Raw genomic sequence first — 12263 nt, 5'->3', positions numbered from 1 at the left:
AATAAATAATGATTAAATTATTTTATATTTCTGATTTTAAAATCAAAAACGAGTCTTTTTTTATTCAAGAAATTTGTATTTTATTAAATAATGAAGGGATGTATATTGGAAATATTAATTATGTTTTTTGCAATGATAATTACCTTTTAGATATGAATGAAAAATATTTGCAAAAAGATTTTTATACAGATGTTCTTTCATTTAATTATTCTATCAAAAAATGGATATCTGGAGATATTTTTATTAGTATAGATCGTGTTTTTGAAAATTCTAAAATATGGAATCAATCTTTCATGGTTGAAATAAAACGAGTTATGATACATGCTGCATTGCATCTTTTAGGATATGATGATCAAAACAAAGTAGATAGAAAAATAATGAAAAAAAAAGAGAATTTTTATTTAAATTTTTTTCAATTTTGAAAATAAAATTATGTTTGTAGATATATATGATATTATAGTCGTTGGAGGAGGACATGCTGGGCTAGAAGCTTCTTTTGCATCTTCTAACATGGGCTCCAAAACTCTACTTATTACTACTAATTTACAAACTATAGGTCAAATGTCATGTAATCCAGCTATAGGAGGTATAGCTAAAGGACAAATGGTGAGGGAAATAGATGCTTTGGGAGGTTATTCTGGAATTGTTTCTGATCATAGTATGATTCAATTTAGAATGTTAAATAAATCTAAAGGTCCTGCAATGTGGAGTCCTAGAGCTCAATGTGATAGAAAGTTATTTTCCTATTATTGGAGGTTTTTTTTAGAAAAAAACGCTAGATTAGATCTGTATCAAGATACAGTTACATCTCTAATCATAGAAAAAGATACAATAAAAGGAGTAAAAACTTTTTTTGGATTAAAGATTAAAGGAAAATCAGTTATACTTACAAATGGAACTTTTTTAAATGGGAAAATACATATTGGTAAAAAAAAAATTAAAGGAGGAAGAATAGCAGAACAAGAAGTTCGTGGAATTACTGAACAATTAACCAAACATTTTGGATTAAAATATGGAAGAATGAAGACAGGAACATCACCAAGAGTGGATGGTCGTTCATTAAATTATGATAAAATGAAGTGTCAAAATGGAGATACTTTTCCTCAAAAATTTTCTTTTTTTGATGATACAAAAAAATTAACCAAACAACGAAAATGTTATATAACTTGTACCAATCAAAAAGTACATGATTTAATACGTCAGTATTTAGATTATTCTCCAATTTTTTCAAAATCTATTCAAGGTGCAAGTCCAAGATATTGCCCTTCTATAGAAGAAAAAATCTTTAGATTTCCAGATAAAAAAGAACATCCTATTTTTATAGAGCCTGAAGGATGGAATACTGTAGAAGTATATATTAATGGATTTTCCACTTCTTTTCCGGAAAAGATACAATATGAGTCATTAAAGAAAATTTCCGGATTTGAAAAAGTGAAAATATTAAGACCTGGATATGCAATTGAATATGATTATTTTCCTCCAGAACAATTAAAACTTACTTTAGAAAGTAAAATTATAAAAAATCTTTTTTTTGCTGGACAAATTAATGGTACTACTGGATATGAAGAAGCTTCAGCTCAGGGATTAATGGCAGGAATAAACGCTTATTTAAAAGTAATGCAAAAAGAACCACTAATTATTACAAGAAATCAAGCTTATATTGGAGTTTTAATAGATGATTTAATTACAAAAGGAACAAAAGAACCTTATAGAATGTTCACTTCAAGAGCTGAATATAGAATGTTATTACGGCAAGATAATGCAGATGTAAGACTAACTCCTATTGGATATAATATAGGTTTGATTTCAGAAAAAAAAATGAGAATATTAGATACAAAAAAATCTAAAATTGAAAAATGTATACATTTATTTCATAACATGAATATTAATCCAAAAATTATCAATCCAATATTAGATACAAAAAAATCTCCAAGAATATGCTTTGATAAAAAAGTAGAAAATATTTTATCTCGTTCTGAGATTAGTATAAAAGATATTATTTCTATTCCATTTTTAATGGAAAAAATTAGAAAAAATGATTTTAATCAAGAAATATTAGAACAAGTTTCTATTCAAATAAAATATAAAGGATATATAGAGAGAGAAAAAGAAAATGCAAAAAAACTATTAAAATTGGAAAAACTAAAAATTCCAAATAATTTCGATTATAAAAAAATACAATCTCTTTCTTTAGAAGCGAGAGAAAAATTGGATTATTATCGTCCAGAATCATTAGCTCAAGCATCAAGAATTAGTGGAATTTCTCCTTCCGACTTAAGTATTTTGCTTATTTATATGAAACGTTAATTGTTGTTAATAAAATCTTAATGAAAACAAATAGTTGTATACGTTATAATCATTTTAAGATGATACTACAAATAAATCTTCATCTTCTTTTTTCATATAAAATCTTTCTCTTGCTAATTTTTCTAAATATTTAGGATCCATAGTCAATTTTTTTAATTGATTTTCTTCTAATAAAATTTTTTTCTTCAAATAATCCCTATCTAATATCATTTCTTTAATATTTTTCTCAAACTTATAATGTAGAATAAAAGAATTAGAATCAAAAAAACACATCCATATAAGGAAAAAAAAACTAATCCAAAAGTATTTTTTTTTTAAAAATTTATACTTTTTTTTCATGTTTTATACTTTTTTTTTCACGTTTTAAATTGATTATAAAACTCAAAAAATAATTCATAAATAAACTGAAAATAATCCAATACATACTAAAAAAAGATAGAAAAAAAATACACCAAAAACCAGATATGGTTATTATTAAAAAAAGTAAAAATCCTATAAATTTAATTATCATCATAAAATAAATGGAAGTTATAATTTTTTCTATAATTTCGTAAAAAATAATACAATGATTTATAGAACAGAAAAAGATATTTTAGGTGTAGTGAAAGTTCCTGTAGATAAATATTGGGGAGCACAAACGGAAAGATCAAGAAAAAATTTTAAAATTGGTTCAGAATCTTCTATGCCTATAGAAATTATTCATTCATTTGGTTTATTAAAAAAAGCTTCTGCTCATGCAAACTTTGAATTTGGTCTTTTATCTAAAAAAAAAAGAGATCTTATTTCTTTTGTTTGTGATGAAATTATAGAAGGGAAATTAAACGACCAATTTCCTTTAGTCATATGGCAAACAGGTTCCGGAACTCATACAAACATGAATGTGAATGAAGTAATTTCCAATAGAAGTCATGTTTTAATGGGATGTGTACTTGGTGAAAAAAAATCTTTCATTCACCCCAATGATGATGTTAATATGTCTCAATCATCTAATGATACCTTTCCTACAGCAATGCATATTGCTTCTTATAAAAAATTAGTAGAAGAAACTATTCCTTCTATTAAGATATTAAGAGAAAATTTAGAAGAAAAATCCAAGTCATTTCAAGATGTGATTAAAATAGGAAGAACCCATTTAATGGATGCAACTCCCATTACTTTAGGACAAGAGTTTTCCGGTTATGTTTCTCAAATAGATCATGGGTTATACTCTATTGAAAAAAGTTTAGATCATCTTTCTGAATTAGCCATAGGAGGAACTGCCGTTGGAACTGGATTAAACGCTCCTAATGGGTATGATACAAAAGTCACTAAATACATATGCAAATATACAGGATATCCTTTTAAAGTCGCAAAAAATAAATTCGAGGAATTATCATCTCATAGTGCTATGATTGAAGCTCACGGTGCTCTTAAACAAATATCCGTTTCTTTAATAAAAATATCAAATGATATTCGTTTTTTATCTTCTGGTCCACGTTCAGGAATTGGAGAAATTTTTATTCCTGAAAATGAACCAGGATCTTCTATCATGCCTGGAAAAATAAATCCTACTCAATGTGAAGCTATTATTATGGTTTGTACACAAGTTCTAGGAAACGATGTATCCATTTCTATGGCAGGATCTTCAGGAAACTATGAATTAAATGTAGCTAAACCATTAATAGTATATAATTTTTTACAATCTTCCCAACTACTTGCAGATGCTTGCACATCTTTCTCTTCCTTTTGCATAAAAGGAATAAAACCTAATTATCAAAGAATTCAAGAATTCTTAGATAAATCTTTAATGCTTGTAACAGCATTAAGTACTAGTATAGGATACGAAAAATCAGCAAAAATAGCAAAATGTGCTTATGAAAATAACAGCTCTTTAAAAGAAGAAGCAATTCGATTAGGATATTTAACTGAAATTCAGTTCGAAGAATTAGTTAATCCATCAAGAATGGTATGAAGAAAAACCAACATTATGAAAAGAATAATTTTTCTACATTAATATGAATGATATCGGCAATTTTTTCTTCTGAAAAAGAATAAATTTGAGAAAGTTTTTTTAAAATTATTCTTATATTTTTAGGTTCATTTCTTTTTCCTCTAAAAGGATGTGGTGATAAATAGGGAGAATCTGTTTCTAGAACTAAATGATCTAAACTTATTCTATGCAAGAAATTACTAATATTATTATTTTTGAAAGTAATTAATCCTCCAATCCCTATTTTAATTCCTAAATCAATAATTTTTTTTGCCTGTTCTAAAGTTCCAGAAAAACAATGAAATACTCCTTTAAGAGAAGAATTTTTTTCTTTTAATAAAATGTTCAAAATGTAATTGAAAGCTTTTCTACAGTGTATAACAATAGGAAGTTGTTTTTTATTTGCAAATTTTATTTGAGTTTGAAAAGCGTGTTCTTGTTCTGAAAAAAATTGATTATCTAAATAAAAATCCATTCCAATTTCTCCTATAGAAATAAAAGAATGTTTACATAACCATTTTTCAATAATATTTAATTCTTTTTCTAAATTCTTGGAAGAAACCTTGTTAGGATGTAGTCCTATCATAGGATAACATATGTTAGGATACTTTTTTTCTAATTCTAATATATAAGGAATGTCGGAAGTTTCTACAGAAGGAATAAGAAATCTGTTTATTCCTTTAGTTAAGGATTTTTTAATTACAAAATCAATATCTTCATTAAATTCTTTCATGTATAGATGAGCATGTGTATCAGTAATTTTCATATAATTAATTTTAAATTTAAAAAAATTTTATTTTTATGAAAGCTTATATGTTTCCTGGTCAAGGATCTCAATTTATAGGAATGGGAAAAAACTTATATAAAAATTCTCATGTAGCAAGAAAATTATTTCAATTAGCTAATGATGTTTTAGAATTTAGTATAACATCTATAATGTTTGAAGGAACTATGGATACTTTAAAAAAAACAAAATACACACAACTTGCAATTTATATATATTCAGTTATAAAAGCAAAAATATCACATGATTTCGAACCGGATATGGTAGCAGGACATTCTCTTGGAGAATTTTCTGCTTTGTCTGCAATCGATGTTTTTCCCTTTGAAAAAGGGTTAATGTTAGTTAACAAAAGAGCTTCAATTATGCAAGAAATTTGTGAATCAATAAAGGGGAATATGGCTGTAGTGTTAGGATTGGAAGATAAAATTATAGAAGAAATTTGCAAAAATGATGGTGGAATTATTGTTCCATCTAATTACAATGCTCCCGAACAGTTAGTTATTTCAGGAGAACATAATGCTCTGAAAAGAGTTTGTTATTCTTTAAAAAAAATAGGAGCTAAAAAAATACTTATTCTTCCTGTTCATGGAGCTTTCCATTCTCCTATCATGGAACCAGCTAAAAAAAAATTCCAGGAATTTATAGATAAAATTTCTTTTAAAGATTCAAAATGTCCTATTTATCAAAATGTAACTGCTCAGTCAGTGATAAAATCAGAAGATATAAAAAAAAACCTTATAGAACAATTGACATCTCCTGTAAAATGGAAACAATCTATAGAAAATATGATTTCTAATGGAGCTATTTCATTTACAGATATAGGACCAGGAAATATTTTACAAAGTTTAGTGAAAAAAATTTCTAGGAATTTTACAAGAAAAATATAAATGTGATCATGCATCAACATAAAAATTTTTTTTATAGTCATGGGAAGATCTTGTTAACAGGAGAATATTTTATTTTACGTGGGGCATGTGGATTAGCTTTACCTACAATAAAAGGACAATCATTAACTATATTAAAAAATAATTTATCTTCTGTATTGCATTGGAAATGTTACGATGAGATCAATAAACCTTGGTTTGAAGCAGTTTTTAAACTCCCTTCTTTAGATATTTGTTATGAAACAGAAAAAAAAATAGCTCTAAAATTAAGAGATCTATTATTAAAATCTAAAAAAATACAAAAAAAATTTCTTCCTAATTCATTAGGATTATATGTAAAAACAAAATTAGAATTTCCTATAAATTGGGGATTGGGAAGTAGCTCCACTTTAATTTACAATATAGCAAGATGGGCTAGAATAGATCCATATATGTTATTGGGAAATGATTTTCCAGGAAGTGGGTATGATATAGCTTGTGTTTCCAATTCAAAACCAATAATTTATAAATTTAATAAAAAAAAACCTGATATTGTTCCTATAAATTTTAATCCTTCATTTAAGGATCAACTTTTTTTTCTCCATCTCAATAAAAAGCAAAATACTTGTAATGGTATAAAATTTTTTCTTTCTAAAAAAAATATATCCAGTAAGAGTATTGAATCTATATCTTTTATTACAAAAAAAATTCCTTTTTGTAAAACACTAGAAGAATTTGAAAAATTGTTAGTAAAACACGAAATGATCATATCAAAAATTTTAAATATTCCTACTATTAAAGAAACATATTTTCCAGATTATTTAGGATTGGTTAAAAGTTTAGGAGCTTGGGGTGGTGATTTTGTTTTAATAAGTTCTAGAAAAGGAATGAAAAATTATTTTTATAAAAAAGGTTTTCGTACACTTCTTTCATTTGAAGAAATGATTTTATTATAAATAATATTTATAGGTAGATTAATAATCTAAAAGTAAATAGTGCGGGAGAAGGGACTCGAACCCTTACGCCTAATAGGCATCAGATCCTAAGTCTGACGTGTCTACCAATTCCACCACACCCACTTTACTACTATATACTCGTATACTCAAAAAATAGAAAAATAAAGTATCTTAAGTTATAGAAGAATATATAATTTCATTTTTTTTATTGATTAATTGATAATCATTGTATCCAAATGAATCTTTTGGAATTATTTTAATCCATTTTTTATATTTAAAAAACCATTTTTGTTGAATAGAAGGAAATCCTTTTTTTAAATAAGCTGAAATAAAAGAGTGTATATGTAATTGTATACCTTTATGGTTTTTATTTCTTATAGTAGATTCTATAATCAATTCTAAACGATGAATATAATCAATAGGATAATCTTTTTCTTGATTATTTATATTTAATTCAGGTCTTACTCTATGACGAGTAAATTGAACTAACCCAAATTTGTTTGGAGGTAAAATTTTGTGTTTAGCTCTGTCATTTTTCATCTTTTCTTTTAAATGTTCATATAATTTTTTTCTCTGAATAGGTTCATACATATCTATAAAATCTACCACAATTATACCTCCCATATCTCTTAATCTAAGTTGTCTTGCTATTTCTGTTGCTGCTAATAAATTAATTTGAAATATATTATTCATTCTTTCCGATTCTGTACAGTTTTTTTTCATGTTATTATTCATTCCACTATTAACATCAATAACATGCAAAGCTTCAGTATGTTCTATTATAAGATAAGCACCATTTTCAAGGGGAACATTTTTTCCTAAAAAAATTTTTATTTGTTTCTCTATTCCGTATTTTTCAAATATTGGTATATTATCTTTATAATATTTAATTATATTAATTTTTTCAGGAGCAATGAAAGATAAATACGAATGAATTTCTTGATAAATAAAATTATTATTACAATAAATAGATTTAAAATCATCGTTAAATGTATCTCTTAATAAACAAGAAGTTTTGCTCCTTTCTCTAAGGACTCTAACTGGAGGGGGTTTCATTATGCTCCCTAATATTTTTTGCCATTTTTCGATTAAAAAAACCATTTCCTCATTCAATACATTTTCTTTTTTCTTATAAGAAGCTGTACGAATGATTATACCAAATTCATTAGGTTTTATCTTCTTTATGTAAGAAAGAAGTCTCATTCTTTCTAATAAATTTGTATTTTTTATTTTTTTAGAAATATAAATTTTTTCTGAAAAAGGAATCAGAATTAAATGTCTTCCTGATATACAAATTTTTGCAGTTAATTTTGGTCCCTTATTGGATATAGGTTCTTTCGAAATTTGAACTAAAATTTTTTGTCCAGGACGTAATATCTTATTTATAGAATTTTTATCTTCTTTTTTTTCCAATTTATTAGATAAAAATTTTTTATGCGTATAAATTATATCTAACATTTTATCTATTTGAAATCCAAGATCGTTATAATGTAAAAAAGCACCTTTGGAATGTCCTATATCAATAATAGCTGCATTTAACCCATATAAAATTTTTTTTACTATTCCTAAATAAATATCTCCTACAGAAAATTGTTCATTAAAAACATCTCTATGAAGCTCTAGCAATTTGCCTTCTTCTAAAAGAGCAATTTTTACTTCTTGTTCTTCTGCATTTATAATTAACTCTTTATTCATATACACAAAAACAAGGAAAAAGTTTTAGAAGTTACAATAGATAGATAAATTTTCTTTATTTTTTCTTATGCCTATTTCTTCTACTTCTTTTTTTTCTTTTATGGGTAGCAATCTTACGTCTTTTTCTTTTTTTTCCGTTAGGCATAATTTTTATTGATTTATATTCATTACTATAATCACATATCATTTTTTTATAGGAACATTTTTCTTTACTAATTCAGTAAAAGATTTTGCAGGTTTAAATGCTGGGATATTATGTTCAGGAATTACAATAGACTCATCCTTAGATATATGTCTCCCAAGTTTTCTTGCTCTATATTTAATAATAAATGATCCAAATCCTCTCAAATACACATTTTCTCCTGATGTTAGACTTTGTTTTATTTTTTTCATAAATGTTTCTATCACCTTTTGTGTATCAATTCTTTCAGATCCAGTTTCTGATATGATTTCTGTTATTATATCTGCTTTTGTCATGTTAAATCATTATATCGAATAACAAAATTCGGTTTCTTAAATATACCAATTTTTTATAAAATTGCTCTAAAATTAAACACATATGGATTTTTCTAAAAAAATAATAAATTGGTATAAAAAAAATCATAGAAAACTTCCTTGGAGAAAATCTAAAAATCCATATTACATATTAGTTTCAGAATTTATGTTGCAACAAACAAAAGTTTCAAGGACTATAAAATATTACTCAAATTTTATAAAAAAATTTCCAGATTTAGAAAAATTGTCTAAAGCAGATGAAAAAGATGTGTTAAAAGAATGGGAAGGATTAGGTTATTATTCCAGAGCAAGAAATTTACATTCTTTAGCTAAAGAACTGAAAAAAAATAATTTTTTTCCAAAAAAATATAAAGAATTGATAAAATATAAAGGTATAGGTCCATACACAGGAGCTGCTATTGCATCCATCTGTTTTAATGAAGTTATTCCTGCTATTGATGTAAACGCTTACAGAGTATTTTCTAGGTATTTAGGAATATACGATGATATAACATCTACTGCAACAAAAAATATGTTGAGAATTGTAATTTTAAAAATGATGGATAGTAAATATCCGGGGATTTTTAATCAAGCAATTATGGATATAGGTTCTATTTTTTGCACTATAAAAAATGCAAAGTGTTTATTATGTCCAATTATGAATTCTTGCTTTTCCATTAAAAATAATGTTGTACATACATTGCCAATGAAAAAAATAAAAAAATACGTTATGAAACATAGATTTTTTTATTATATTTTCATGCATGATCGTGACAAAAATATTTGTATCAATAAAAGATATGCTCAAGATATATGGAAAGGACTTTATGAGTTTCCTTTAATTGAATCAGAAGAAAATCTTACTTCCGTTGAAGTTAACGATAGAATTTCTAAAATATTTAGAATAGTTTTTTCTAATTTTATAGTGTCTATTTTTAAAATAAAACATAAAATTTCTCATCAAATTTTATTCATTCAATTTTTGAATTGCAGATCTACACTATATTTAAAAGAAAAGATAAATTGTGACAATTTTTTATTTGTACCATACAATAAAATAAAAAAGTATCCTTTTCCTAGTCCTATTCTTTTATTTTTAAAACATGAGAAAATAATTTAGTGATGAACTTTAATCTTAAATCATGAATTATGCAAAATTTGCAATTTTCTTTTTTAAAAATTATCATTAAAATTTAATCTATTGGAAAAAGAATCTTCGACGAATATTTTTTTAGAAAATACTTTACATTTAGTTTATTATTTTATATCAATAATAATACTCCTATTATTTTCTGCGCTAATATCTGGATCAGAAACTGCTTTTTTTTGTCTTGAAAAAAAAACTATTGACAGAGAGAGAAAAAAAAATTCTCATAAAGGAAATCTTGTTCTTAAAATACTTAGAGATAGAAAAAAACTTTTAGCGACAATATTAATATCAAACAATTTTTCTAATATTGGAATTGTTATATTAAGTTCTTATTTAATAACAGAGTTTTTAGAAAATGAGTATTTGATTTTTTATAAATTTTATATACCTATTAATTTTCTTTTAGAAGTTGGACTTCTTACTTTTATTTTGCTTTTATTCGGAGAAATCATTCCAAAAATATATGCTAGTAAAAATAATTTTCAGTTTGCTATTCTTATGTCTAAACCATTGATTTTTCTTAGTAAAATTCTAAATCCTATTAGCAAAATAATAATTTTTATTTCAAAATTTATAGAAAAAAAAGTGATAAAAAAAAAGAACATCATATCTGTTGATCAACTTTCAAAAGCATTAAAAATAACATCTTCAAATCAAAAAAATTTTAAAGAATGTAAATTTTTGCAAAGAATTGTTGATTTTGGAAATACAGAAACACATCAAATTATGACTCCGAGAATAGACATGTTCTCTTTAAATAAGAAAACTATTTTTTATGATGTTTTAAAATTGGTTCGTTATCAAGGATACTCTCGTATACCTGTTTATAAAGATAGTATTGATGATATAGAAGGGGTTCTTTTTGCTAAAGATCTTCTTCCATTTATTTACGATGTGAATTTTAAATGGACTCGATTAATTCATAGTCCTTTTTTTGTTCCAGAAAAAAAAAAGATAGATGATCTTCTAAATGATTTTAAAAAAAGAAAGATTCATTTGGCTATTGTAGTGGATGAGTATGGAGGTACTTGTGGCCTAGTTACTCTTGAAGATGTAATTGAAGAAATAGTAGGAGATATTATTGATGAATTTGATGAAGAAGACATGTCTTTTTCCAAGTTAAATCAAAATAACTATTTATTTGATGGAAAGACTTCTTTGATCAATTTTTATCGTATTATGGAAATTAAAGAAGAAGTTTTTTTTGAGAAAAAAAAAGGAGATGCTGATACTTTAGGAGGTTTTATCATGGAAGTAAATAAAGAATTTCCAAAAAAGAAACAGAAGATAAATTTTTTAAATTATTCTTTTATTATAAGAAGTATCGACAACAAAAGAATAAAAACTGTAGAAGTAATAAGGAAAAAAAATACTTATATGTAAGTTAAATTTATAAAATTATGCATAAAAAAAGAGAACATTTAATAAAAAAGAATACTATTTTTTTTTCTATCATATTTTTAGTAATAATAGGAATTGGTGCATATTTTTTTTTCAAAAAATTTTTTTTATACCCTTCAGAAAAAAAAGCAATGAAAGAACTAAATTATGCTCAACAATACCTTTATCAGGGTAATATAGATAAAGCTTTAAATAGAAAAAAAAATAAAATTAATTATTTAGGTTTTTCTGGAATTTCTTCTAAATATCCTTTTACAAAAGCAGGAAATATTTCCAAATTTTATGCAGGAATTTGTTATTATAAATTAGGGTCTTACAAAAATTCTATTGAATTTATGAAAAAATTTTCTGCAAAAGATGAAATTTTATCTTCTGTAAAATATGGAATAATAGGAGATGCTTTCGCACAAATGAAAAATAAAAGAGAAGCCTTAAAAAACTATGTTATTGCAGCAAACATAAGAGAAAATGAAATAACCACTCCCATTTATTATTACAAAGCTGCATTATTAAGTTTTTCTATGAAAGAATATAAAAATTCTAAATTTTTTTTTCAAAAAATAGAAAGAAAATATCCTTTTTTTTTATATAGAAAAAACGTGAAAAAATATCTTATGTTTATTGAGAATAAGTTATAAATTGT

12 protein-coding genes and 1 tRNA gene are annotated in these 12263 nt (G+C 24.9%); 8 read left to right on the top strand and 5 right to left on the bottom strand.

Annotated features, from left to right (window positions below):
* Window positions 1-8 precede the first annotated feature (8 nt).
* Window positions 9-422 carry an rRNA maturation RNase YbeY gene (gene ybeY / locus H0H40_RS00525; RefSeq protein WP_185869135.1) on the top strand — a complete coding sequence of 138 codons (414 nt, stop codon included), beginning with the start codon at window positions 9-11 and terminating at the stop codon, window positions 420-422.
* Window positions 423-432: 10 nt separating this feature from the next.
* Entirely contained in the window at window positions 433-2307 is a 1875-nt protein-coding gene (gene mnmG / locus H0H40_RS00520) for a tRNA uridine-5-carboxymethylaminomethyl(34) synthesis enzyme MnmG (RefSeq protein WP_185869134.1), read from the top strand.
* 54 nt (window positions 2308-2361) lie between these two features.
* On the opposite strand, the gene H0H40_RS00515 is transcribed toward mnmG, so the two are convergent.
* Window positions 2362-2646, bottom strand: a complete 285-nt coding sequence (locus H0H40_RS00515; protein WP_185869133.1) for an FtsB family cell division protein — start codon at window positions 2644-2646, stop codon at window positions 2362-2364.
* A gap of 226 nt (window positions 2647-2872) precedes the next feature.
* Here H0H40_RS00515 and fumC point away from each other — a divergent pair, with 226 nt between their 5' ends.
* Entirely contained in the window at window positions 2873-4258 is a 1386-nt protein-coding gene (gene fumC, locus H0H40_RS00510) for a class II fumarate hydratase (RefSeq protein WP_185869132.1), read from the top strand.
* 13 nt (window positions 4259-4271) lie between these two features.
* Here fumC and H0H40_RS00505 read toward each other — a convergent pair whose 3' ends face one another.
* The gene (locus H0H40_RS00505; RefSeq protein WP_185869131.1) at window positions 4272-5042 is read right to left on the bottom strand and encodes a TatD family hydrolase; all 771 of its coding nucleotides are present in this window, start codon (window positions 5040-5042) and stop codon (window positions 4272-4274) included.
* 35 nt (window positions 5043-5077) lie between these two features.
* Between H0H40_RS00505 and fabD the strand changes: the two genes are divergently transcribed.
* Complete coding sequence (fabD, locus tag H0H40_RS00500) at window positions 5078-5947, top strand: ACP S-malonyltransferase (RefSeq protein ID WP_185869130.1); 870 nt, start codon at window positions 5078-5080, stop codon at window positions 5945-5947.
* Between the two features lie 8 nt (window positions 5948-5955).
* Window positions 5956-6879, top strand: a complete 924-nt coding sequence (locus H0H40_RS00495; protein WP_185869129.1) for a GYDIA family GHMP kinase — start codon at window positions 5956-5958, stop codon at window positions 6877-6879.
* Between the two features lie 40 nt (window positions 6880-6919).
* Here H0H40_RS00495 and H0H40_RS00490 read toward each other — a convergent pair.
* From H0H40_RS00490 to H0H40_RS00480, 3 genes are all read right to left on the bottom strand, one after another.
* Window positions 6920-7002, bottom strand: a tRNA-Leu gene (locus H0H40_RS00490).
* Between the two features lie 48 nt (window positions 7003-7050).
* The gene (locus H0H40_RS00485) at window positions 7051-8574 is read right to left on the bottom strand and encodes an Rne/Rng family ribonuclease (RefSeq protein ID WP_185869128.1); all 1524 of its coding nucleotides are present in this window, start codon (window positions 8572-8574) and stop codon (window positions 7051-7053) included.
* Between the two features lie 183 nt (window positions 8575-8757).
* The gene (locus H0H40_RS00480; RefSeq protein WP_185869127.1) at window positions 8758-9051 is read right to left on the bottom strand and encodes an HU family DNA-binding protein; all 294 of its coding nucleotides are present in this window, start codon (window positions 9049-9051) and stop codon (window positions 8758-8760) included.
* An 82-nt stretch (window positions 9052-9133) separates the two neighbouring features.
* On the opposite strand from H0H40_RS00480, the gene H0H40_RS00475 reads away from it, so the two are divergent.
* The 3 genes from H0H40_RS00475 to H0H40_RS00465 all read left to right on the top strand — a co-directional run bounded on the left by H0H40_RS00475 (window position 9134) and on the right by H0H40_RS00465 (window position 12258).
* The gene (locus tag H0H40_RS00475; RefSeq protein WP_185869126.1) at window positions 9134-10189 is read left to right on the top strand and encodes an A/G-specific adenine glycosylase; all 1056 of its coding nucleotides are present in this window, start codon (window positions 9134-9136) and stop codon (window positions 10187-10189) included.
* A gap of 81 nt (window positions 10190-10270) precedes the next feature.
* Window positions 10271-11602, top strand: coding sequence for a gliding motility-associated protein GldE (gldE, locus tag H0H40_RS00470; RefSeq protein ID WP_185869125.1), 1332 nt, complete (start codon window positions 10271-10273; stop codon window positions 11600-11602).
* A 17-nt stretch (window positions 11603-11619) separates the two neighbouring features.
* The gene (locus H0H40_RS00465; RefSeq protein WP_185869124.1) at window positions 11620-12258 is read left to right on the top strand and encodes a tetratricopeptide repeat protein; all 639 of its coding nucleotides are present in this window, start codon (window positions 11620-11622) and stop codon (window positions 12256-12258) included.
* The last annotated feature ends 5 nt before the right edge of the window (window positions 12259-12263 follow it).

The organism is Blattabacterium cuenoti (assembly GCF_014252295.1).
In the GTDB taxonomy this organism is placed as follows: domain Bacteria; phylum Bacteroidota; class Bacteroidia; order Flavobacteriales; family Blattabacteriaceae; genus Blattabacterium; species Blattabacterium cuenoti_V.
This window is presented reverse-complemented; position numbering and strand designations above follow the sequence as displayed.

Bases quoted from the DNA above. Each gene is read 5' to 3' on its own strand.
- H0H40_RS00515 (WP_185869133.1), bottom strand. From the start codon at position 2,646: ATGAAAAAAAAGTATAAATTTTTAAAAAAAAAATACTTTTGGATTAGT.
- H0H40_RS00465 (WP_185869124.1), top strand. From the start codon at position 11,620: ATGCATAAAAAAAGAGAACATTTAATAAAAAAGAATACTATTTTTTTT.
- H0H40_RS00480 (WP_185869127.1), bottom strand. From the start codon at position 9,051: ATGACAAAAGCAGATATAATAACAGAAATCATATCAGAAACTGGATCT.
- H0H40_RS00495 (WP_185869129.1), top strand. From the start codon at position 5,956: ATGCATCAACATAAAAATTTTTTTTATAGTCATGGGAAGATCTTGTTA.
- fabD (WP_185869130.1), top strand. From the start codon at position 5,078: ATGAAAGCTTATATGTTTCCTGGTCAAGGATCTCAATTTATAGGAATG.
- H0H40_RS00485 (WP_185869128.1), bottom strand. From the start codon at position 8,574: ATGAATAAAGAGTTAATTATAAATGCAGAAGAACAAGAAGTAAAAATT.
- H0H40_RS00505 (WP_185869131.1), bottom strand. From the start codon at position 5,042: ATGAAAATTACTGATACACATGCTCATCTATACATGAAAGAATTTAAT.
- ybeY (WP_185869135.1), top strand. From the start codon at position 9: ATGATTAAATTATTTTATATTTCTGATTTTAAAATCAAAAACGAGTCT.
- mnmG (WP_185869134.1), top strand. From the start codon at position 433: ATGTTTGTAGATATATATGATATTATAGTCGTTGGAGGAGGACATGCT.
- fumC (WP_185869132.1), top strand. From the start codon at position 2,873: ATGATTTATAGAACAGAAAAAGATATTTTAGGTGTAGTGAAAGTTCCT.
- H0H40_RS00475 (WP_185869126.1), top strand. From the start codon at position 9,134: ATGGATTTTTCTAAAAAAATAATAAATTGGTATAAAAAAAATCATAGA.